26 protein-coding genes and 1 pseudogene are annotated in these 22,991 nt (G+C 38.4%); 21 read left to right on the forward strand and 6 right to left on the reverse strand.

The annotated features are described in order from the left end of the window. Positions 1-6: 6 nt before the first annotated feature. The 8 genes and pseudogenes from BUB93_RS03260 to BUB93_RS03295 all read left to right on the forward strand — a co-directional run bounded on the left by BUB93_RS03260 (position 7) and on the right by BUB93_RS03295 (position 9,233). A complete protein-coding gene (locus BUB93_RS03260; RefSeq protein WP_073269649.1) occupies positions 7-1,164 on the forward strand; it encodes a class II fructose-bisphosphate aldolase in 1,158 nt (385 codons plus the stop codon). Positions 1,165-1,176: 12 nt separating this feature from the next. After that, positions 1,177-2,472: a glucose-6-phosphate isomerase gene (locus BUB93_RS03265; RefSeq protein ID WP_073269650.1), complete on the forward strand. Its 1,296-nt coding sequence runs from the start codon at positions 1,177-1,179 to the stop codon at positions 2,470-2,472. 21 nt (positions 2,473-2,493) lie between these two features. After that, the gene (locus BUB93_RS03270; protein WP_073269651.1) at positions 2,494-3,420 is read left to right on the forward strand and encodes a triose-phosphate isomerase; all 927 of its coding nucleotides are present in this window, start codon (positions 2,494-2,496) and stop codon (positions 3,418-3,420) included. Positions 3,421-3,440: 20 nt separating this feature from the next. Beyond that, positions 3,441-4,883, forward strand: coding sequence for a lactate racemase domain-containing protein (locus BUB93_RS03275; RefSeq protein WP_073269652.1), 1,443 nt, complete (start codon positions 3,441-3,443; stop codon positions 4,881-4,883). A 62-nt stretch (positions 4,884-4,945) separates the two neighbouring features. Then, a pseudogene (gene larC / locus BUB93_RS03280) lies at positions 4,946-5,656 on the forward strand (nickel pincer cofactor biosynthesis protein LarC); the annotation flags it as partial. Positions 5,657-5,701: 45 nt separating this feature from the next. Further along, positions 5,702-6,448: a nickel pincer cofactor biosynthesis protein LarB gene (gene larB / locus BUB93_RS03285; protein ID WP_073269654.1), complete on the forward strand. Its 747-nt coding sequence runs from the start codon at positions 5,702-5,704 to the stop codon at positions 6,446-6,448. Positions 6,449-6,584: 136 nt separating this feature from the next. Further along, positions 6,585-8,048, forward strand: coding sequence for a chromate transporter (locus BUB93_RS03290; protein ID WP_073269655.1), 1,464 nt, complete (start codon positions 6,585-6,587; stop codon positions 8,046-8,048). Between the two features lie 60 nt (positions 8,049-8,108). Next, positions 8,109-9,233 carry an anaerobic sulfatase maturase gene (locus BUB93_RS03295; protein WP_073269656.1) on the forward strand — a complete coding sequence of 375 codons (1,125 nt, stop codon included), beginning with the start codon at positions 8,109-8,111 and terminating at the stop codon, positions 9,231-9,233. A 53-nt stretch (positions 9,234-9,286) separates the two neighbouring features. On the opposite strand, the gene BUB93_RS03300 is transcribed toward BUB93_RS03295, so the two are convergent. The 4 genes from BUB93_RS03300 to BUB93_RS03315 form a co-directional block, all read right to left on the reverse strand. Continuing rightward, positions 9,287-9,727 (reverse strand): YaiI/YqxD family protein, encoded by a 441-nt coding sequence (locus tag BUB93_RS03300; RefSeq protein ID WP_073269657.1) that lies wholly within the window; start codon positions 9,725-9,727, stop codon positions 9,287-9,289. A gap of 13 nt (positions 9,728-9,740) precedes the next feature. Beyond that, positions 9,741-10,019, reverse strand: a complete 279-nt coding sequence (locus BUB93_RS03305) for a type II toxin-antitoxin system RelE family toxin (protein ID WP_073269658.1) — start codon at positions 10,017-10,019, stop codon at positions 9,741-9,743. Positions 10,020-10,021: 2 nt separating this feature from the next. After that, positions 10,022-10,228: a type II toxin-antitoxin system RelB family antitoxin gene (gene relB, locus BUB93_RS03310; RefSeq protein ID WP_073269659.1), complete on the reverse strand. Its 207-nt coding sequence runs from the start codon at positions 10,226-10,228 to the stop codon at positions 10,022-10,024. An 86-nt stretch (positions 10,229-10,314) separates the two neighbouring features. Then, positions 10,315-11,268, reverse strand: a complete 954-nt coding sequence (locus tag BUB93_RS03315; RefSeq protein ID WP_073269660.1) for a calcium/sodium antiporter — start codon at positions 11,266-11,268, stop codon at positions 10,315-10,317. A gap of 139 nt (positions 11,269-11,407) precedes the next feature. On the opposite strand from BUB93_RS03315, the gene BUB93_RS03320 reads away from it, so the two are divergent. The 7 genes from BUB93_RS03320 to BUB93_RS03350 all read left to right on the forward strand — a co-directional run bounded on the left by BUB93_RS03320 (position 11,408) and on the right by BUB93_RS03350 (position 17,660). Further along, entirely contained in the window at positions 11,408-12,214 is an 807-nt protein-coding gene (locus BUB93_RS03320) for a MerR family transcriptional regulator (RefSeq protein ID WP_073269661.1), read from the forward strand. Further along, positions 12,201-13,085, forward strand: coding sequence for an ABC transporter ATP-binding protein (locus BUB93_RS03325; RefSeq protein WP_341465275.1), 885 nt, complete (start codon positions 12,201-12,203; stop codon positions 13,083-13,085). The genes BUB93_RS03320 and BUB93_RS03325 overlap by 14 nt, the downstream gene beginning before the upstream one ends. A gap of 1 nt (position 13,086) precedes the next feature. After that, the gene (locus tag BUB93_RS03330) at positions 13,087-13,812 is read left to right on the forward strand and encodes an ABC transporter permease (protein WP_073269663.1); all 726 of its coding nucleotides are present in this window, start codon (positions 13,087-13,089) and stop codon (positions 13,810-13,812) included. 14 nt (positions 13,813-13,826) lie between these two features. Next, positions 13,827-14,456, forward strand: a complete 630-nt coding sequence (locus BUB93_RS03335; RefSeq protein WP_073269664.1) for a Maf family protein — start codon at positions 13,827-13,829, stop codon at positions 14,454-14,456. A 24-nt stretch (positions 14,457-14,480) separates the two neighbouring features. Further along, entirely contained in the window at positions 14,481-14,762 is a 282-nt protein-coding gene (locus BUB93_RS03340; protein WP_073269665.1) for a hypothetical protein, read from the forward strand. A gap of 84 nt (positions 14,763-14,846) precedes the next feature. Next, positions 14,847-15,026: a transcriptional regulator gene (locus BUB93_RS03345; RefSeq protein WP_073269666.1), complete on the forward strand. Its 180-nt coding sequence runs from the start codon at positions 14,847-14,849 to the stop codon at positions 15,024-15,026. A gap of 249 nt (positions 15,027-15,275) precedes the next feature. Further along, positions 15,276-17,660: an ATP-binding protein gene (locus BUB93_RS03350; RefSeq protein WP_073269667.1), complete on the forward strand. Its 2,385-nt coding sequence runs from the start codon at positions 15,276-15,278 to the stop codon at positions 17,658-17,660. Positions 17,661-17,704: 44 nt separating this feature from the next. Here BUB93_RS03350 and BUB93_RS03355 read toward each other — a convergent pair whose 3' ends face one another. Then, positions 17,705-18,184, reverse strand: coding sequence for a DUF456 domain-containing protein (locus BUB93_RS03355; protein WP_073269668.1), 480 nt, complete (start codon positions 18,182-18,184; stop codon positions 17,705-17,707). 274 nt (positions 18,185-18,458) lie between these two features. On the opposite strand from BUB93_RS03355, the gene BUB93_RS03360 reads away from it, so the two are divergent. The 4 genes from BUB93_RS03360 to BUB93_RS03375 all read left to right on the forward strand — a co-directional run bounded on the left by BUB93_RS03360 (position 18,459) and on the right by BUB93_RS03375 (position 20,713). Next, positions 18,459-18,818: a hypothetical protein gene (locus BUB93_RS03360; protein WP_073269669.1), complete on the forward strand. Its 360-nt coding sequence runs from the start codon at positions 18,459-18,461 to the stop codon at positions 18,816-18,818. Next, entirely contained in the window at positions 18,805-19,200 is a 396-nt protein-coding gene (locus BUB93_RS03365; RefSeq protein ID WP_073269670.1) for a hypothetical protein, read from the forward strand. The genes BUB93_RS03360 and BUB93_RS03365 overlap by 14 nt, the downstream gene beginning before the upstream one ends. A 74-nt stretch (positions 19,201-19,274) precedes the next feature. After that, on the forward strand, positions 19,275-19,757 hold the full coding sequence (locus tag BUB93_RS03370) for a C-GCAxxG-C-C family (seleno)protein (RefSeq protein WP_073269671.1): 483 nt from the start codon (positions 19,275-19,277) through the stop codon (positions 19,755-19,757). A gap of 2 nt (positions 19,758-19,759) precedes the next feature. Next, the gene (locus BUB93_RS03375) at positions 19,760-20,713 is read left to right on the forward strand and encodes a TDT family transporter (protein ID WP_073269672.1); all 954 of its coding nucleotides are present in this window, start codon (positions 19,760-19,762) and stop codon (positions 20,711-20,713) included. A gap of 18 nt (positions 20,714-20,731) precedes the next feature. Here BUB93_RS03375 and BUB93_RS03380 read toward each other — a convergent pair whose 3' ends face one another. Further along, entirely contained in the window at positions 20,732-21,496 is a 765-nt protein-coding gene (locus tag BUB93_RS03380; RefSeq protein WP_073269673.1) for an NYN domain-containing protein, read from the reverse strand. Positions 21,497-21,706: 210 nt separating this feature from the next. Here BUB93_RS03380 and BUB93_RS03385 point away from each other — a divergent pair, with 210 nt between their 5' ends. Continuing rightward, positions 21,707-22,183, forward strand: coding sequence for a hypothetical protein (locus tag BUB93_RS03385; protein WP_084116906.1), 477 nt, complete (start codon positions 21,707-21,709; stop codon positions 22,181-22,183). A 22-nt stretch (positions 22,184-22,205) separates the two neighbouring features. Then, a complete protein-coding gene (locus tag BUB93_RS03390) occupies positions 22,206-22,793 on the forward strand; it encodes a glycerol-3-phosphate responsive antiterminator (protein WP_073269674.1) in 588 nt (195 codons plus the stop codon). The last annotated feature ends 198 nt before the right edge of the window (positions 22,794-22,991 follow it).

The following is a 22,991-nucleotide window of genomic DNA, read 5'->3' on the forward strand; positions in this document are numbered from 1 at the left end:
ATTTTTATGCCAATCGTACCACTAAGACCATTACTAGAAACATCCAATAAATACGGATTTGCCCATGGCGGATTTAACGTAAATTCCGTAGCGCAGGCAAAAGCTGTAATAGAAGTTCATAGCATGTTTAGATCGGCGGCAATATTGCAGGCTGCAGATTTGGCAAATGGATTTATGGGTGGCAAAGCTGATTTTTTAAATGCGACACTTGAAGATAAGAAAAAAGGCGCAAAGAATATTGCCACTGCTGTTAAAAAATATGCAGATCAGGTTGACATTCCGGTAGTACTTCATTTAGATCACGGTAAAGATTTTGAATCCGTGAAGGCAGCTATAGATAACGGTTATTCTTCTGTCATGATAGATGGGTCTCATTTAGAATTTGATCAAAACGTAGAACTTACTAGAGAGGTCGTAAAGTACGCCCATGAGAGAGGAGTAAGTGTTGAGGGAGAGCTTGGCATACTTGCTGGAGTTGAAGATAATATCTTTTCAAATGAGTCCACTTACACTAATCCTATGAAGGTATGTGAATTTTTCAAAAAAACTGGCGTAGATTGCTTGGCGATATCCTATGGCACAGCTCATGGACCAAATAAAGGCAAGGACACAAAGATTAGAAAAGAGATTGCAATTGCATCAAAAGAGAACTTAAGACACGAAGGTATCTTTGGGACGTTGGTATCTCATGGATCTTCTACCGTTCCTCAGTATATCGTAAATGAGATAAACGACCTAGGAGGCAATATCCAAAATGCTTATGGAATATCTATAGATCAATTGAAATCGGTGACCAAACATGGAATTGGAAAGATTAATATCGATACTGATATTAGACTTGCTATAACAAGAAATATAAGGGAGTATTTTAACTTTAATCCAAATAAAAAAGCGAGCGAGTCACTCAAGGATATCTGGTCAATAATGAAAGCGAAACCGGACGCATTTGACCCAAGAGCATATCTAACGCCTATTATAGATGTGTTGATGTATGGGGAAACTAAAGATTTAGACGTCATTGAGATTCTAGACTGCATAGAAAGAGGAGTAAAGGAAGTTGCAGGAACATTGATAGTAGAATTTGGCTCAGTTGGTTATGCTCCTAAAATCGAAATGATAACCCTTGATGAAATGGCGGAATTATATAAAAAAGGAATAAAATAAAGGAGTGGACCAATGAAGTCAATTACTATCGATTATTCGTATCTAAAAAGTTTTATATCAGGCGAAGACGTCAATAACGAGATAAAAGACAATAGAAAAGTTATAGAAGATATTATTAAAGGCAAAGCAGACAATGAAAATGTACTCGGATGGATAGACGTAGACAAGCATGCCGGAGAAGAATTGATTCAAAGAATAGAAAAAACTGCTAAGAATATCAGGGAAACTTCCGATGCTTTCTTGCTAATCGGCGTAGGTGGATCGAATCAAGGTGCAAGAGCGGCTATTAAAGCTTTTGATAAAGAACAAAAACCAGAAATTATTTATACAGGAAATACACTGTCTCCAATATATATGAATAAAGTTTTAAAAGACATCGAAGAAAAATCAGTTTATGCAAATATTATAGCTAAAAATTTTGCTACCCTTGAACCGGGAATATCATTCAGGATGATCAGAAATAAAATGGAATCCATGTATGGCAGAGATGATGCAGCTAAGAGGATCATAGCTACAGGGTCACCAAATGGCAGCTCCCTTGAGAATCTTTCTAATGAAAAGGGTTATGAATTTTATGATTTCCCAGAAGATATCGGTGGCAGATATTCAGTGATTACAGCCGTAGGTCTGCTCCCTATGGCTGTTGCGGGAATCGACATAAGAGAGGTTGTTCGAGGCGCTAAGGATATGGCAAAATCAATCAAGACACTTCCGCTAGAGGAGAACCCCGCGGTAGTATACCCTGCAATCAGGAATATTCTTTATAAAAAAGGATATTCAGTTGAAGTCCTTGCTCATTTCGAGCCTCTGTTCGAGTACTTTACCAAATGGTGGGTACAGCTTTTTGGAGAGAGCGAAGGTAAAGATAATAAAGGGATTTTTCCAGCGGCTTGTTCTTTCAGTGAGGACCTTCACTCGTTGGGACAATATATACAAGATGGGAAAAAGAATCTATTTGAGACTTTCTTGAATTTAGAAGACCAAATGGAGTCATGCCCTATATCTGAAGATGAGTCTACAATAGATTATTTTGATTATTTAGATGGCAAAGATTTTAGCGAGCTTAACAAAGTGGCGTTTGATGCAACTATAAAGGCACATTCAGAAGGTGGAATACCTGCAATGGTGTTCAACATACCAAAACTGACACCATATTATTTTGGACAGCTTTTTTACTTGTTTGAGTACAGCTGCTATATTTCAGGAGTTCTGCTTGGAGTAAATCCATTTGATCAACCTGGAGTAGAGGCTTATAAAAATGAAATGTTTGCAAGCCTTAAAAAAGAGAAAGAAGAAATAGCAGTTTAAAAATTGTGAAAGGGGTATTACATGAAAAAGATATTTATTAATTTAAAGAGGTTTGATGTACCCAGAGAGATGGGCGGAATATGTGATTTGACTAATCCTAAAAAATGGATTGAAAATATCGTTGAAAAAAGCATCGAGTTAGGGTTAGGAAAGCTTGAAGGTTTTCAAATCGTGTACATGATCCCGGAATCTTTAATTATCACAGCCAATGAAAAACTAAAGAGCTACGCATCAGAAGATAGAGCCTCACTTAAGATAGGGTCTCAAAGCGTGTACAAAGATGATATTAAAAAAGGTGGAAATTTTGGAGCATTTACCACAAAGCTGCCGGCTGCAGCTGCATCTAATATGGGGTGCAAAGACACTATAATTGCACACTCAGAAGAAAGAAAAGGGATTTTAGAGATTTTGAGCATGTTTGAACCTGAATTGAAAAATTCTCAGGCTCTGCGTGAAAAAGCAGCAAGAACTGTCGATGAAATAGTGAATAAAGAAGTTCTAAACGCTATGGATCAAGGCATGGATGTGTTGTTTTGCATAGGAGAAACCGAAGAAGAACGTGGAGAAGGCAATTTTGAAGAGCAACAGAAGAGAATCAAAAAAGTGCTCAAATCTCAGATTGAAAACGGGTTGTCAGGAACGGAAAAGTACACTGGAAAACAAAGCGTAGTCATAGGCTATGAGCCTATTTGGGCAATTGGTCCAGGAAAAACTCCGCCAGGTAAAGAGTATATAGCATATGTATCAAAGCTTATAAAAGAGCTGACAAAAGAAATTTTTGGATATGAATTAGAAGTTGTCTATGGTGGAGGATTAAAAGAAGAAAATGCAGAGATGATATCAAGCATAGACACTATAGACGGAGGACTTGTAGCACTTACCAAATTTACTGGGGATATAGGATTTTACGTTGAAGATCTTAAAATAATAATTGAAAAATACATTTAGAACGAAAGGATGAAGAGAAAATGAAACTGGAATTTGAATATGGGCACGGAACTATGGAAGCAAACCTTCCGGACAACACTGATGTGTTTATACCTGGAGTAACTGTCAAAGATCCTGACTTTATTGAAGATATACACACAGCAACTAAAGAATCAATCCTTAATCCAATAGGGATGGATCCCATAAGCAAACTTGTAAAGAAAGGTTCAAAAGTTGTAATAGTTTTCCCGGACAGGGTAAAAGGTGGAACACAAGAGACTGCTCACAGGAAGGTTTCCATACCGATAATCCTAGATGAATGTTATAAAGCCGGAGTCGAAAAAAAGGATATCAAGCTTATATGTTCAAATGGGCTTCACAGAAAAAATAAGAAGCATGAGATAAGAGAAATCTTAGGAGATGAAGTTTTCTTTGAATTTTGGCGTTCAGGCCAGATAGCTAACCATGATAGCGAAGATTGGGATAATTTAGTAGACTTAGGGTATACAGAAGCGCACGATAGAGTAATAATGAATAAAGATGTCTATGAATCAGATTTAACAGTACTGATAGGGCATACTCAAGGTAATCCATATGGAGGATACTCAGGAGGCTACAAGCACTGCTCTACAGGTCTTACGCATTGGAAGTCTATTGCGGGTCATCATGTTCCACATGTTATGCACAGAAATGACTTTGTACCTGTTAACGGGAAATCCTTGATGAGAAGAAAGTTTGATGAAATTGGACAACACATGGAAAAATGCATGAATAAGAAATTCTTCATATGCGATGCTGTGCTGGATACTAAATCCAGACAAATAGCTGTGTTTTCTGGATATGGCAAAGAGATGCAACCTGAGTCTTGGAAAGAGGCGGATAAGAGAACGTATGTGCCTTGGGCAGAGAAGAAATACGATGTGATGGTATTTGGAATGCCGCAGTTTTTCCATTACGGAAATGGTATGGGAACAAACCCTATATTCATGCTTCAGGCTATCTCGGCTCAAATAATCAGACATAAGAGAGTGTTAAGTGACAATTGCGTTGTAATCTGTGCTTCTACATGCAACGGATACTTCCACGACGAGGAGTTTCCGGCGTACAGAGAAGTCTACAACATGTTCCAAAAGGATTTTAATAACCAGTTACCTGATTTGGAAAAGTATGGAGAATACTTAAGCCACAATGAAGAGTATATAAAGAAATATAGATTTGCATACGGATATCATCCGTACCATGCGTTCTCTATGATCAGCTGCGGACATATCGCAGAAAAAAATACTGCAGCTATATACATTGTAGGAGCACACGAGCCCGGTTATGCTAGAGGAATGGGCATGAAGACGAGGGCTAGCTTCGAAGAAGCACTTGAAGATGCGAAAAAATACGTTGGGGATAAACCAAATATACTTGCACTTCCAATGACATTTAAGCTGTCCAGCGCTCACCTTATGATGAAAGACGAAGTGTATACAGGATAAGTGCTTTAAGGGAATAGCTTAGCTATTCCCTTAAAGTTGAAATTTAAGAACGGAGCTTTATTATGAAAATTTTATATTATGATTGTTTTTGTGGTATCAGCGGAGATATGAACCTTGGAGCTATGGTTGATCTTGGGGTCGATGCTGAATATCTGAAAAGTGAGCTTAACAAGTTAAGTATAAAAGATGAGTTTGAGATTAAGTTCGATAAAGAAATAAAAAATGGAATCACCGGAACCAAAGCATATGTTATAATGAACAAACATGATCATGCGCACAGGCATTTAAGACATATAGATGAAATAATCGATAATAGTCAATTGAGTGAGTTTGTCAAAGCAAAAAGCAAAGATATGTTTAGAGTCATTGCAAAAGCAGAAGGCAAAGTACACGGAAAATCAATGGAGGCAGTTCATTTCCATGAGGTAGGCGCAATAGACTCTATAGTGGATATAGTGGGAGCCGCTATTTGCTTTGAAGCACTAGATGTAGACAGGATTTACTCATCGCCTGTACAGCTTGGTGGAGGCTTTGTAAATTGTGCCCATGGAGTCATACCCGTTCCCGCTCCTGCAACTGTAGAGATACTTAAAGGAGTGCCTGTTAAAACAGGATTGGTCGATAGTGAAACGACTACTCCAACGGGAGCTGCTATTTTGGCATCAAATGCAGAGACATTTGTGAACTTAGATATGAAGATATCTAAAACGGGTTATGGACTCGGGACAAAAGAATTTGAGATTCCTAATGTATTAAGAGTGTATTTAGCCGAGATGTAGACTTGGTCATGCAAAATCATATGCAAAGCAGGGATAAAAATGAATAAAAAAGAATTAGAAAAATTATTAGTAGACGTTAAAAACGGAGAAACAGGCATAGATGAAGGTATAAAGATGCTCTCGGAACTGCCTTATAAGGACCTAGGCTATGCAACCATTGACAACCATAGAGAGATTAGAAACGGGTACCCAGAAGTGATTTATTGTGCTGGTAAAACCGTTGACCAGGTAAGAGGAATCGCAGAATATATGATTACTCGTAACAACAATATACTCGCGACTCGCGCAACCAAAGAGATGTACGAAGCGTTGCTTGAAGTTTGCCCTCAAGCAAAATACAACGAACTTGGAAGAGTGATAACCGTTCAGGTTAGACCGGTTGAAGAGACTGAGTCCTATATAGCAATAGTCGCTGCTGGCACAAGCGATCTTCCAGTTGTTGAAGAAGCTTACGAAACTGCTAGGATACTTGGAAATAAAGTCGAAAAGGTTACAGATGTGGGAGTCGCAGGTATACACAGGCTTATGGCAAGAATGGACTTCATTAGGAATGCCAAGGTTATCGTAGTAGTGGCGGGTATGGAAGGCGCCCTGGCAAGCGTAGTTGGAGGCTTGGTCGATAAGCCGGTAATAGCAGTGCCTACAAGCGTCGGCTACGGGGCAAGCTTTGGAGGTTTGTCTGCGCTTCTTACAATGCTAAACAGCTGCGCTAGCGGAATAAGCGTGGTGAACATAGACAATGGATTTGGTGCAGCTTATAATGCCAGTATAATAAATAAATTATAAAATAATAATATTAAGCACACTTATCTTCTTTGATTAGAGGAAGTTAAGTGTGCTATTCTAATAACCAAAAGCAGTTTTAATCGTGAAACTCGGATCATTTTCATTATAGATTCAATAGGACGCAAGGAGATGAAAGATGAAAAAAACAAAAGGTATTATAAAAAAATTACTAGGATCATTTTTAAAAGTAGGATTGATAGGTTTTGGTGGAGGGAGTGCGCTGATACCGATAATTGAAAAAGAGATGGTAGAAGAGAAGAAGCTTTTAGATAAGGAAACCTACCTTCAGCATACTATAACGGCTAATATTACTCCCGGAGCGCTGCCAGTTAAGCTAGGCGGGGCGGCAGGAGAGCATTTGGCTGGAAACTTGGGAATGGTGCTCGGTTCTTATGCAGTGACATTCCCCGGGGTGGCTATAACTGTAATATTACTTTCCATGATATCTATCTTAAGCTCAGAGTTTCTTCACTACGTTGAATACGTATCAATTGGGGTAACTGCATTTATATTATTTTTATTGACACATTACATATCAAAAGTCTTGAAGACTGCAAAGAAGCAGAAATTTTCAAAACAGGCAATATTCATAATAGCTTTGACGACAATCGTGACCTTCGGCAAAGAAATAAGGGGAGTGTTCACACAAGTCATAGGAGATCTTCCTCCATCACTGGCAACACCGATCCTAGATATTTCTACCATTGATCTTCTTCTTATAACATTTTTTTTGATAGCAGGGCTTGGATCCACTTTAAAAAGCGCTAGAAGCATAGCAGTGATGGTTTTTTCTGCAATGTTCGTACTTTTCGCCGGAAAGACATTCAGCCTTCCCGGACCTGTATTTACAGCAATCAAGATTCTGATATTTCTGATGATTTGTCTGTTCATATATGCCGAGTCAAGGAAGATTAAAACCACAGGGGATAAGGTGAATTTATTAAAGCCTCTTAAGCAGTCTAGTTATTTTTTGGGGCTGATAATTATCTTATACATAATAACCAGAATACTATCTGTTGATACGACAGCATTTATGTTAAATGGAATAATCTCAACGGTAACTTCTTTTGGCGGTGGCGAAGCATATCTAACTGTCGCCGACGGAATATTTGTAGGTGGAGGCTACGTAACCCCCGGAGAATTTTATGGCCAGATAGTCCCAATAGCAAACGCTCTTCCGGGGCCGATACTGGTAAAGATGCTATCCGGAGTTGGCTATATAGTAGGTCTTCAGGAAAGCGGTCAGTTTGCAGGCTATATGACTGCCACGTTAGGCTTTGCGATAGGAATCGGAGCTACAATGTCTGTATTTAGCTTTTTGCACGAAATATATGCAAAGTTTGCCCATATGAAGTTTTTCAGGAGGCTTTCACAAGGGATACTTCCTGTAGTGTGCGGGCTGTTGGTATCTACCATGCTTGCAATGATAAATGAATCTTTGCATATAATCCACGGGTCTGGATTAGGCAACATATTTTCACTTACAATATTTCTAGGATGTTTTTTGCTTATCTACATAATGCAAAAGCTAAAGATACACGATGTGATTAATATAATAGTGCTAGGAGCTTTTTCTTTAGTAATTATGATTTTATTTTAGTAGTTTAACATGTAGAAAAAATGAACGCGGCTAATAAATAAAAAATAGGATGTGAGATAAATGCCGGCAATAACAATGCTTATAAAACCTGCGTCAAGCAGCTGCAATCTAAGGTGTAAATACTGCTTCTATTACGATACAGCTGAAAATAGAGATATAGCAAATTATGGCATAATGAAAGAGGACACCCTTGAGGCAATAGTTAAAAAAGCCTTTGAATACGGCGAGTACCACGTTGGTTTTGCCTTTCAGGGAGGTGAGCCTACTCTTGCAGGCCTTGATTTTTTCAAGACCTTTATAAAACTTCAAAATCAATATAACACCAATGGGATAAAGGTGCAAAACTCTTTACAGACAAATGGAGTAGCTATAGATGAAAACTGGGCAAAATTCTTGTCGGAAAATAGATTTCTTGTTGGACTATCCTTGGATGGTCCTAAAGACATACACGATTTAAACAGGATTGACGTAAAAGGCACTGGAAGCTTTCGAGATGTAATGAGAGCGGCAAGAATAATGGACAAGTACAAAGTAGAATACAACATACTCACTGTGGTAACAAAGCCTGTTGCAAGGCACGTTCAAAAGGTATACGGTTTTTTTGCAAAGGAAGGATTTCATTATATGCAATTCATACCCTGTCTTGACCACATGTTCGGAGAACATGGAACGAACCCTTATTCTTTAACTCCAAAAATGTACGGAGAATTTCTGATAAAGCTGTTTGATCTTTGGTATAAGGATTTTAAAAACGGGAGAATGGTAAGCATCAGGATGTTCGATAATATACTTCAGATTTTATCAGGTCATAGAGCCGAATCCTGTGATATGAATGGGATTTGTTCAGTGAATACAGTGATAGAAGCAGATGGCAGCATATATCCATGTGATTTTTACGTTCTTGACGATTACAGAATGGGAAATATAAAGGAAGACACTTTAGATTCGGTACTGTCTAGTGAAATAGGCAAAAACTTTGTGGAAAAGTCAATTTCTATACGCAAGGAATGTGATGGCTGTGAGTTTTTCAGCATATGCAGAGGCGGCTGCCAGAGGCACTACGACACTACAAAAGAAATTCGAACAAACTATTTCTGTGCATCTTATAAAATGTTTTATGGATATTCACTGCCTAAGTTTCAAGAAGTTTTAAGAATTTTGGCGGGAGGAAGATCAAGAGTTTAAAACTAACTTGATAGTATTCCATTGGTATTTGAGGATAACCTGTAGGATTAAAATCATAAAGATAGTTTGTCAATCAATCCTTTCAACCTGTCCTCAAAAACCTTATTTTGTTCCTTGGTTCTTTTCTTAGGCCCTTTAAGCCGTTTCCCTGAGCTTCTGATTTTTTTTGCCGTATGCCTTGCAAGCAGGAGCGAATCGATGTTATCAGATGTATACTCCATTCCGTCTTGGTTTATGGGAAGAGCATTTCTCGCTAGGCACATCGCAGCAAGACCATAATCTTGGGTCACGACTATATCATTTTTTTCCAACAGGTTTACAAGAGCAAAATCCACGCTGTCTGCTCCTTTTGAAAATGTGAGGGTCTTGGCTCCAGCCCGTTCAAAAACATGGGAGGTGTCGCACAAGATCAGGCACTCAAAGTTATATGAACTAGATATTTTAATTGTTTCGTCAATTACGGGACATCCGTCCCCGTCTATTAAAATTCGCATTGGTTACCTCAAATCAAAACTTATTTATGGTATAAATATTTTTTCTATGTCCTATATCTACAAATACGATAATCAACTTTTCATCTTCGATTTTAGCTAACAATCTATAATCTCCGACTCTATAGCGCCAAATGCCTTTGAGATTTCCTTTTAAACCCTTTCCCAACAATCTAGGATCTATAGATCCTTCTAAATTTTTTTCTATGAAATTAATTATCAAGCGCTGTACGGCAGAATCAAGTTTTTTTAATTGTTTTAAGGATTTGTCTGAAATCACGACCTTATAATGCATTTTTATAAGCCTAACTCTTTCTTTGTTTCCTCTAGGGTATAAGTACACTCCATTTCATTCCAAGCTTTTTCAAAAATTTCTAAATCATACTGATCTTCAATGGAATCTAACAATGTAGATCTAACAAATTCTGATAAGGACATGTTGTTGAATTTAGCGAATTTTTTTATGAGATTTTCTTCATCTTTGCTTAATCGAACACTTAACATAAATATCTCTCCCTCTTTATTGTAATACAATTGTAACACATTTTTATGTTGCAATCAAGATGGATATTTCTGACATGTATAGCAAATCAGTTTCTCAAAACGATATAAACGGTATATCCAATATATACTAAAAGAAGAAAGGCTCCTTCTTTCTTTGAGATTTTCTTATGGCTTGATGAAAAAATCAATAATACAAAAGTTATTAAAATAGCTGCAAAAGCATCCAAAAAGATTTTAGGATCAACATCTAATGGAGAAATAACCGAAGATGCGCCAAGTATAAAAAGTATATTGAATATGTTGCTGCCGACAATATTTCCAAGAGCAATTTCGCTTTCTTTTTTTCTGGCTGCCGTAATAGAAGTTATAAGTTCTGGAAGAGATGTTCCTATAGCCACTATCGTTAAACCTACCAAAGTTTGGCTCATTCCGAGATTGAGAGCGATGGTGATGCTGCTGTTTACTACAAGGTTTCCTCCAAAGATAATAGCGGTCAATCCCCCAATAGTATATGTTGCGATTTTTACTGTGCTTGAGCGATGAGTTACACTATTTTCGGCGGTCATTTCACTGTTGTGGGTTGCTAATTCATAAACGTAATACAAAAATATAGAAAAGAACCCGAGAAGCATCAGTCCGTCGGATCTAGTTATGATGTTTTCTCCAAAGCCCTGCAGAAAAACATCTGAAATAGTAACAATAAGCATTATGCTAGCAAGGAGAGCCAATGGTATCTCTTTTTTTATTGTCTGTCTTTGTACTTTGAGAGGATAAATAAAAGCAGTTACACCCACCACCAGCGAAGCGTTGAATATATTGCTCCCAATTATATTGCCAAGAGCTATGCTTCCAGTACCTTTTACAGCAGCAGATATACTCACTGCAGCTTCAGGAGAGCTGGTTCCAAATGCAACAATGGTGAGTCCTATCAATATGGGAGGGATATTTAAAAGCTTTGCGATACTGGAAGAACCTTCCACAAAGAAATCGGCACCTTTAACAAGCATCATCAACCCCAATGCCAAAAACAAATAATCCATTTTCATCCTTCTTTCCGATGGTTTTAATACTACGCATACTGTATTATATTAACTATTTATAGAATTGTATATGTTTTTTTAAAAAAACACTTGCTTATGACGTTGCGTAACGTAGTATTATGTAGGTGAGGTGAAGTATATGAGAAAAAATAATCTTATGACTACAGGTGAAATAGCAAAAAAAATGAACGTATCAGTAAGAACTGTACAGTATTATGACAAAATCGGGTTGCTGGCACCAAATGAAATTTCTGAAGGCGGAAGGAGGCTGTATTCCTTTAAGGATTACATGACTCTTCACCAAATAGTAAGCCTTAAGGAACTGGGATTTACCCTAACAGAAATAAAGGAAAGATTGATTCCTTCGAATGGAGCTGAAGAAATTGACAAGTATCTCAAGCAACAGGAAACTAGAATTGAAAATGAAATCCAAAAGCTAAATGCCAGATACGAGATTATCAAGAAATTCAGACATGAAATGATGCTCATGAAAGATTTGGACTGGGAGATGCTTGTAGAGATTCTCTCGTTGCTAAGAAACGACGATGAAAACTTTTGGGTAGTAAAACACTTTGACAAGGAAACATACAGCAAGATCAAAGACAGGTTTAAAGACGACAAGGGAAAGAAATATACGAGATACATGCAAAGATTATGTGAAGAAGCAATAGTGTTAAAAAGGGAAAATACCAGCTGCCACGATTCAAAGTCAATTGATTTTGCAGAAAGATGGTGGGAGAAAATAATGGAGTTTACCGGTGGGGACATTAAAATGCTGCAGCAGATGACTCAAATGACTGATGAGGGCAGCTTTGAGAATTCGGAATTCATGAATACCTATAAGGAAGCTGAAGACTACATCAGTGAAGTGTTGACTTACTGCTTTGAAAAAAATCTATTGGTTTTTCCAACGGTGAAGGAGGATAAAGAAAATGATAAAAGTTGAAGATCTTACTAAGAGCTACGGAAAAAATCAAGTGCTAAAAAAAATCAGCTTTGAAGTTCGGAAAAATGAGATATTCGGGCTGCTGGGGCCAAATGGCGCCGGAAAAACGACTACCATGGAATGTATGGAGGGACTAAGAGGATTTAATTCAGGCAGCATATCGATTATGGGCTTAAATCCCGATGAAGCTGCAAAGAGGAAACTCATAGGGATACAGCTTCAATCGTCGTCATTGCCTTCAAATATCACAGTCAAGGAATCTATGGAGCTGTTTTGTGTCTGGAACAAAGTAAATCCTAGGTATGATCTATTGGAGACTTTCGGTTTAAAAGAAATGGGAAATAAACAGTATCGGGCTATGTCCACTGGACAAAAAAGAAGACTCCACCTTGCACTAGCCTTGGCATGTGAACCAAAGATTATATTTTTAGATGAACCTACTGCTGGTTTAGATGTAGAAGCAAGGGTAGCTTTGCATCAAGAGATTAGAGAGCTTAAGGAAAAAGGAGCTACCATTTTGTTGGCTTCCCACGACATGGCTGAGGTTGAAGCCTTGTGCGACAGAGTGGGTATAATAGTGGAAGGAAAAATAAAAAAAATTGGAACGCCGAATGAAATAATCTTGGAGGTAAGACGGGATACGCTGATTAAAATAAAGCCATCCGGCAAAATTGAAGCCAAGCTGTTAAAGAACGTAGTTTTAAAAGACTTAAAAGAAGGTTATTACAGATTTGCCGCAGCGGATTTGCTAGAGGGTTTAAGCGAGATAGTGAGCTACCTAAAAGAAAACAATCTTGAACTGTTGGATCTCATAATCGACAAACCCACGCTGGAAGAACGGTTTATTGAAATTGCAAGGGAGGATAAGTGATATGAAAGCATTTTTATACACGTTGTATTTGAAGACAAAACTCGATCTTAAAAGCATGGACATACTTATAACGAATTATCTGGTGCCCCTTTTATTTTTCGGTGTCATGGGAGCGGTTTTCACATCGATAATGCCCGAATCGAGAACTACTTTGATTCCAAGCATGGTTATCTTTTCAGTTACGATGGGGGCATTGATAGGGACACCCGGATCGATAATGGAATATTTCCAAAATGATTTACGAAAATCATTTAAATCAGCGGGTATTCCAATGGATGCTATTGTGGTATCGAGCTTCCTATCAGGTTTTTTGAATCTTTCGGTAGTTAGCTGCATAATATATTTTGTATCTCCGCTAGCGTTCAAGTCTGTAGTTCCCGAGAATATTTGGTTGTTCATTACCGGGTTTAGCGTTTTCTTGACAGCAACCTTGCTTTTAGGGATACTGCTTGGCTTATATGCTAAAAATTCATCAAAGCTTACGATGTACGCTCAGTTAATATTTTTGCCTTCTATGATGTTGTCGGGAATAATGTTTCCAGCGGATATGTTGCCAAAGATTCTAGAATATGCAGGATACCTGCTTCCGGCGACCCATGGGATGAATTTGCTCAGCTCGCAGGCACTTGAGACAAATCATTTCCTGGTGTTGACCATGTCGGCTATTGTATTGATAGTTTTGATAAAGCTAAGGCTTAACAGACTCAAACGCGAAGATGCTAGATAGAAGGAGGGAAAGGTTTGAACCCTAAAATAATATTGGCGAGCAAGTCGCCTAGGAGACAAGAGCTGCTTAAGTTGTTTGTAAACGAATTTGACGTAATTCCTGCGCAAGTAGATGAAAAGAAAATAGCAGAAAAAATTATGAAAACAAGTAAAAAAGGATTTGCGATGGATGTAAAGAATCTCGTGCTAGAGCTGGCGGATTCAAAAGCTGAGGCAGTCCACAAGAACTTTAGGGATGCCCTCGTCATAGGCGCAGATACGGTTGTTGTATCGGAGGGCAAAATATTGGGGAAACCAAGTGGCAATAATGATGCATACGAAATGATCAGGAGCCTAGCTGGAAAAACTCACATCGTTATCACCGGTGTTAGTTTGAAATACGGCCTCATTGAAGAGAGTTTCGTGTCTGTATCAAAAGTCAGGTTCTACAAGTGGAATGAACAGATGGAGATTGAAGTGAATAATTATATAAAATCCGGCAAAGCAATGGACAAAGCCGGAGGGTATGGCATTCAGGAAGAAGCGGGATTATGGGTCAAGTGGATAAAAGGAGATTATAATAACATCGTAGGACTTCCCGTATCTAAGCTTAACAGAAAAATGAATGAACTGATTAAGATAGCGCATTCTAAGGATAGAATTTAGCATGATATCGAAAGAGGGATGAATTTGGATAGATACATTGTCAAACGCGACGGCAAATCCTATATAGAAAACGGTGAGTTGATTAAAAAGACCGACATCGGATATTGTGGTGAAGCCGTAGATCGACTGGCTAAATTTGAAGATATGTATGAATTGTTGGTGAAAAATCAGGATAAAATTTCAAAGGAACTGGAGAGGCTGCGCTATGAAGGTAAAACTAAATCGCTAGAGTTCAAAGAGCTTATGACAAGAAAGCTGATTGAGAGCAATATGGTTGTATATTTCAAGATAAATGGAATAGAGTGAGATGTTATGATAGCAGCATAGTTTTAAATCTCGCTTTTCAGGGTATAACTAGATTTCAAATAAAATTAATAGGAGTGAAACAATATGAGCGTTAAAGAAGATGTTATAAAGGCTATGAAAGAAGCAGCAAAGCCGGTAAGCGCAGGGGAAGTAGAAAAGCTTACTGGCTTGGACAGAAAAGAAATCGACAAGGCTTTCAAGGAGCTTAAAAAAGAAAATGCGATAGTCTCTCCAGTCAGATGCAAGTGGGAGCCGGCAGAATAGTTTACGCCCATGCAGTTACGTACCCTCCGGATGTAAAACATGCCGAAATGTTTATCGAAGCTGAGAAAAAAGCTAGACATGAAGGCAGAGGTTTGTGGAGTGAGAAGTTAGATTGAAATTAAGTGAAATCCACTGGCGATATTGAATTTATGGTCAGTGGATTTTCTTATGTTGATTTGTGCTTAAAATGGATATAATTAACCTATAAGAATTAAAAAATGAAGTCAATCAAATAAAGGGGGAAGCACCATGCAGGACTATGAAAAAATGGGTGTATTTTATATTGGCAAGGAATATGATGTCGAAAAAGCCAGCATATCAGATGAGCTTGTATTATACAAATCAAAAGACCTTACTACCCACGCTGTCATAATAGGAATGACCGGAAGTGGAAAGACCGGACTGGGCATAGGCCTTTTAGAAGAAGCTGCGATAGACAACATACCAGTGATTGCTATCGATCCAAAAGGCGATTTAGGAAATATGGCACTGACTTTTCCTGACCTTAAGCCGGAAGATTTTGCTCCTTGGATTAATGAAACCGAAGCTGAAAACAAGGGTATGAGCGTAGCGGAATACTCAGTATATCAGGCTGATATGTGGAGAAAGGGTTTATCCGAATGGAACCAAAATGAAGAAAGAATAAAAATGCTAAAACAGTCAGCAGACGTTGAAGTATATACTCCGGGAAGCTCAGCGGGGAAAAGCGTATCGGTGTTAAGTTCGCTAAAGTGTCCCAACATGAAAGTTAAAGAAGATAGTGACGCATACAGGGAAAAAATTCATACCACGGTTACCAGTCTTTTGGCGATCCTAGGTATGGAATCTGATCCCCTAAGCAGCAAAGAATATATATTGCTGTCAAATATCATTGAAGACCAGTGGAGCTTAAATCGTGACTTGAGAATGGAAGATCTCATAACATCCATCCAAAAGCCCCCAATTCAGAAGGTAGGAGTCATCGATATCGAAAATTTTTACCCGGGGAAAGACAGGTTTGATTTTGCGATGAAAATCAACAACCTAATGGCATCCCCGTCTTTTAAAGCCTGGATGGAGGGGGAGGAGCTTGATGTAGACAAGTTTATGTATGATGAAAAGGGAAAACCTAAGATTTCTGTTTTTTCGATAGCCCATTTGCAGGACAAAGAAAGGATGTTTTTTGTAACCATGCTGTTAAACGAAATTGTGGCATGGACAAGAAGTCAACCGGGTACAGGTAGCTTAAGAGCCATACTCTACATGGACGAGGTTTTTGGGTATTTGCCTCCGACGGCAAATCCTCCGTCAAAAGCACCGCTTTTAACTTTGCTAAAACAGGCTAGGGCTTTTGGATTAGGCTTGGTACTTTCCACGCAGAATCCTGTTGATTTGGATTATAAGGCACTATCAAATGCGGGAACGTGGTTTATCGGCAGGCTTCAGACAGAAAGAGACAAGGCAAGGGTCATAGACGGGCTTGAAGGCGCAGCCGCCGGTGGGAATTTTGACAAGAAGAAAACTGAAAGGATTTTGTCAGGACTGGGTCAGCGGGTCTTTTATCTCCATAGCGTACACAGGGATGAGCCTTCAATATTTACTACCAGATGGGTACTGTCTTATTTGGCAGGACCAATGACAAGAAAGCAGCTTAAGCTTCTAACGGGTGAAAAATCAGTTTTAAATGACCAATATCAAGCTCAAAGGCTAAATGAAAATAAAGTGAATGAGACAAAACAGCCAACGATTCTGTCAAGGCCGGTTCTTCCTCCGGGAATAGAACAACTTTACCTTCCAGAAGAGAATATTGCTGGTGAAAAAACCGTGTACAAACCATTTGTTCTGGGAGTCGCAGATGTGAATTATGTTAGTGCCAAATACAACATAAATACTTCAAGGAGATTCTCGCTGTTGTCTGAGATCAGCGAAGGTCCGATAGCTTTAGAATGGAGAAACTCTGAGGATTTGAAATATGAATTGAATGAATTAATGAAGCAACCGAATGAGGATAGCTCATACATGGTGTTACCTGCACTGGCATCGGATTCTAAAATCTACGGCAAGTGGAAACAGATGCTGGAACAATTTTTAAGGAATGAATGCCAGCTTGAACTGCTGTATAGTCCAACTTTGAAAGTGATTTCAAACCCTGAGGAAGATGAAAGAGATTTTAAAATTAGGCTGCAGCATTTAATGCATGAAGGTAGGGATAAGGCTGTAGAAGATTTGAAGAAGAAATACCAAGCCAAGATTGATGTGCTTGACGACAGGCAAAGAAGGGCAAGGCAGACATTAGAAAAACAAAATGCCATGGCTAACCAGAGGAAAATGGAAGCAGCGGTTTCAGCCGGAACGGCTTTGTTGGGATCGCTGTTCGGTAAAAAAGCACTGACGGCAACATCAATATCCAAAGTGGGCACTGCAGTCAAGAGTACAGGCCGGGCGCTTAAAAGCGAGGGAGTAGACCAGGCAAGGGAAACTTTAATATCTGTAGAAGAAAAGCTAAGAGAGCTTGAGAAAGAACTGGAAGTTGAAGTTGAAAAGATCTCAAATATATATGATCTGCAATTAGAGAAGCTTGAAAAGGTTGTGATAAAGACTGCTGGGGGCAATATAAACACCCATTATGTGGGTTTGGCATGGAAACCTGTTTGATTATTAATCCTAGTGAGGCAACGGCGGGTATACCTGACGTTGCCTCAAAATACAGCCACAAAGAAGTTTGCAATCATGACAAAAACGATAATAAGCTTCAATACAACTCCACCCAACAATCCTATTAAAGTGCCTATGCCTATTTTGACAGCGTCAAAAGGCCTTTTTCCTCTTAAGATTTCCACCAATACTGCACCAACAAATGGCCCTACTGCAATGCCAATGGGGCCCAAGGTTGCCAAGCCTATAAAGGTGCCTGCCAGCGCCCCCATGACAGCCTGTTTGCTGCCTCCTGAAATCTTTGCTCCTGCTGCTGAAGAAACATTATCTATTAGGGATGCGATTATCAAGGCGATTAGCTGCAATACATAAAAATCAAGATCAAGTGATGCAAATTCAGTTAATATGCCGTAAAGAACCATGCCAAAGAATACTAAGGCAGGGCCTGGTATAACAGGTAGCAGGGTGCCCAACACACCGATTGAGAAAATGACTAGGGTAAATATTAGTGGTAAAATTTCCATAGGTACCTCCGAGTTTTGGTTCTAAGGATATTATAGCATCAAATCGAGAATGGACATACAATCTTCTGTAGATAACTTTGATTTGAGGAATAACAAAAGAAAAAGCAATTAAGTACTAAAGGATGTTTTTTGGAGAAGCAATATCAGGAGTGGATTTAGGCTAAAAAACGCTGGGCAGGGAGGAAATATGTTGATGGCTACAGCTTCCGGAAGCGCTGTTGCACAGGAATAATGGGTATATATTTATAAATAATCAAGTTATAGAGGTGGGGTTATGTACAAAGAAATACAAGATCACGAAAAATGGGTCGAGGATCAAATCAAGAATCCTAAAGGGTCATATTTTAGTATGCTTAAATATCATGAAAGGCAAATACAATGGCTACAACACGAAAGACTGGTACATCTGTTGGTCACCATCTTAATTGCAGTATCGATATTGTTTTCGTGTTGGATATTGTTGACCACCGAGTTTATATTAGCGGGGATGTTGTTTTTCATATTGACAGCATTATGCGTATTTTATATTGCGCATTATTATAGATTAGAAAATGCTGTTCAAAGATGGTATGTTTTATATAAACAGTTATGGCTTTTAGCCGGGAAAGAGGGTAAAGACCGTGAAACTTCCTGATAAGCATTCCAACAAGTGGTTTTTAATCATGTTAGCCATTTTTATTTTGGTTGTTCTTGCCATGGTTTCAGTCAGTCTGATTCTTCAGTTGGATATTGGGATTGAAAATATCTTGGGATTTTCTAAGCTGGCCCTAATAGTATCTTTTGCAGCTGCTGTAGGAGGATATTTTGGTTTTAAAAGATATTTCCTAGCTATGCTTGTGTCAAACATCATCGGAATTGTTTATATGCTGATGATAGTAATAAATAGAACTGCAGAAGGTTGGAGCGACTTGGTCAGCATCATCAGCTATATGTTTGTAATGTTTATAGGCTTTTTTGCAGCGATCGGGCTGGAGCTTGTTGAGTCGTTAAGGAATAAGAAAGCTAAAAAAAATTAGAATAATAGAAATAAGATGATTTTTTAGTGTATAATATCAAAGTGAGAAAAACTGATTAAGAAACGGAGAATAAAATGACAAAAGAGATAAGCGTTAAGAAAGTAAGGTCCGATGCAGAGGGATTGTTTAGAGAAGGGAAATACTACTGTTCTGAGGCGATTGCAGCTTCAATAAAGCATAATTTTAAGCTGGACATGCCTGACGAAATGATAGCTATGGCTTCAGGGTTCCCTGTAGGGATAGGCAAGTCTAAATGTGTATGCGGAGCGGTTTCTGGTGGAATACTTATGCTAGGCTACTTTTTCGGAAGGACAAGTGGATCTTCCCCCCAAGATCCCAGGAGCATAAAGACTTTAGAGCTGGCTAATGAACTTCAGCAAAGCTTCAAAGACAAACATAAAGTTCTCTGTTGCAGCTTGCTGACAAAGGGGATGAATATGGCCTCTGGAGAGCACAAGGGACAATGTGTTTCTTTGACAGGAGAAATTGCAGAAAATCTATCCAGGATAATAGTAAGGGAGCTCGATTATATCAATATCGACGAAGTGAAGGTTTGAAAATGAAAAATATAATAAATAAAATACCAATTCCCATATCCGGATTGATGCTGGCCTTGGCATCCCTGGGTAATCTTGTGGGAGCTTATAGCCAAGGTTTGAGGTATATATTTGGAAGCATATCGGCAATCATACTCATAACTTTGGTACTGAAGTTGGCAATGATGCCTCGATCGTACATGGAAGGGTTTTCAAATCCGGTCATAGGCTGTATATTGGCGACAATACCCATGGGATTGATGATCTTAAGCACCTACATTATACCTGTAGCGCAAATTGCAGCTTATTGGATATGGATGGCTGCATTAGCATTGAACGCAGTGATAATTCTGGTTTTTACAAAAAAGCATGTGTTGAGCTTTGATATCAAGAAAGTGTTTCCAAGCTACTTTGTGCTCTATGTAGGAATAGCAGTAGGCAGCGTTACAGCTCCGGCGTACGGGATGAATTCATTGGGCAAAGTGATTTTTTGGTATGCATTGGCAGCTTATATAGCTTGGTTTCCCATAGTGACCTACAGAATCCTCCGGTACAGAGAATTGCCTGATCAAATAAAACCGGTGGTGGTGATATACGCCGCTCCTGGGAGCTTGTTATTAGCTGGATACTTAAGTGTTTTTCAAGATAAAAGCGTCAATGTGGTTCTAATCATAGGTGTTTGGGCTTTTATTATGACTTTGTTTGGAGTAAGTAAGATGCCAAAGCTTCTGAAGATGCCATTTTATCCAAGCTGCTCTGCCTTTACTTTTCCATTTGTAATAAGCGCCATGGCATTTAGTTCCATGACGGGTTTCTTAAGAACCTCAGGATATGCAGTGGTGTTTTTGGAGCCGATTAACATCTTGATGGTGGCATGGGCATTTATAATGGTATTTTTTGTGCTGATTCGCTTCAGCATATTTTTATTGAACGAAACAGCACTGACTCCATATATGGAAAAACGTCGAAGACAGTAAACCTGTCTCGACGTTTTTTTATTGAGCCTTGTTTTTGGATTTTATTCTGACAAAATAATGGTTTATATGAGGGTGGTTTGATTTTCTGGATTGAATGTCAAACTGCCTCAAGGATTTTATCAAGGGAGTGAGTTTGGTATGCCCATAGTTTCGCGTATCAAAGTCCGGATAACGAATATTCAATCTCTTTCCAACTTCCCCAAGATAGGCCCAGCCGTCTTCGTCGCTGCTCTCCCGGATAATGATTTTTAGGGCTTCTATCAAATCGTTCCTGTTTCCCGTTTCGTTTTTCTGATAATCTTGCTTGTCGTCCTTCTCGGCAGAGTCCTCGTAATCCTCGGAAGCTGTCGAGGCCAAAACCTCAAGGTATTTGAATTTTTCGCAGGCTGATATAAATGCGATAGGGGTTTTCTTTTCGCCCATTCCCAAAACATACAGACCTGCCTCCCTAAGTCGCGCGGCCAGCCTGGTAAAGTCACTGTCGCTCGAAACTATGCAAAATCCGTCAACATTTCTTGAATACAAAATGTCCATGGCATCGATTATCAGAGCCGCGTCAGTAGCATTTTTACCGGATGTATAGCTGTACTGCTGGATTGGCGTTATTGAATAGCTTAAAAGCACAGTCTTCCATGACGAGAGCTGTGGCTTAGTCCAGTCACCGTAAATCCTTTTGATCGTAGGTGTTCCATGATTTGAGATTTCGTCAAAAATAAACTTAATGTATTTGTCAGAGACGTTGTCAGCATCTATTAAAACTGCAATTTTTCTATCGTTTTCCATAAGGCATCTCCTTGTTCATGTCGTATTTAAAGTATATTAAAAAAAAGAGATGTTTACAACAAGTAATTGAAGTTTGCTTATAAATATTGACAATGATATTTACGTAATCAATTGATGGTTGGTATAATAAGCCTGTGAAATTTGATATTAGGAAAAACCATTGTGGATTGTTTAATAAAAGAATACAAAGATTGAGATATCGAAGGAATGATGAAACTATGGAATGCAGTTGTTGAAAAAGGTAATGCATTTTCTCAAACTGACTTGATGAATTTGGAAGAAGCAAGATCGTTTTTCAAAGAACAGACATTCTCAGGAGTGGCAAAATTACTGGAAAAAGTTATTAAAATTTATATATTACATCCGAACAATTTAGGACGGTGCGGACATATTGCAAATGCATCGTACGCAGGTAGTGACGATATAATAGTGCTTGGAATCGGGGAGAAACTGGCAATTCACTTCCTGTTGACGGCAAAAATCAAGGAATTTCTAGTAATGCCATTCAATGGGGTAGTGGCAACTGACATGTCGACAATCAAGCTTTATGAAAAGCTGGGATTTATAAAGCTAGGGTCCGTAACGAATGGTTTTAAGACGAAATCCGGGAATTTTGAAGACATAGTCTTCTTTTATATAGAGTTGACTGAAAAGGTTAGCTTGACTGAAATAAATAGGATGTTATAATAAGTCTACTGGAGGGTTGGATATGATAACAAAAAGAAAACTATGGGAGATATTAAAAACAAATCCTATTATAGCAGCTGTAAAGGACGAACAAGGGCTAAGCAAAGCACTGGCTTCAGACAACAAAATCGTGTTTGTGCTTTATGCTGATATCTTAAATCTCGATGAAATAATAGAGAGGATCTTAAAAAGTGGAAAAATTCCGTTTGTGCACATAGACATGGTGACAGGTCTTGCTACAAATCCTATGAGCATCAAGTACATTTTGAAAAATCATGGCAAAAATTGTGGGGTAATAACTACTAAAGGAAATTTAGTGAAAGAAGCTGTGGACGTGGGAATTACTGTGATTCAAAGGCTCTTTGTGATAGACTCTTTATCAATAGAAAACAATGTAAAAAGCATAAAAAGAATGAAACCTGATGCCATTGAAATCATGCCTGGCGTTATACCCAAAGTCATAAAAAAAATACAAAATGAAGTTCCGAATACTCCAATAATTGCAGGTGGCTTGATTGAAACGGAAGAAGAGGTCATAGATATTTTAAATCATGGCGGGATGGCTATATCCACTACTAGAGAGAATTTATGGAAAGTTAAGCGAAAATAATTTTTATTTTTTACAAAAAAACAAAATGAAAACGTTTGACAATGATTTTATTTTGTTGTATCATGGGGAACAAGAGAATAAATTTATTTTATATTTCATGACACGAGATGAGAGAGTCGCGAATTGCGGTGTCTCTTTTTTTGTATTTAATTCACGGTTTGCAAACAAAGATAAAATTTTAGAATAGGGGGAATATGT

The organism is Alkalibacter saccharofermentans DSM 14828 (assembly GCF_900128885.1).
Taxonomy (GTDB): Bacteria; Bacillota; Clostridia; order Eubacteriales; family Alkalibacteraceae; genus Alkalibacter; species Alkalibacter saccharofermentans.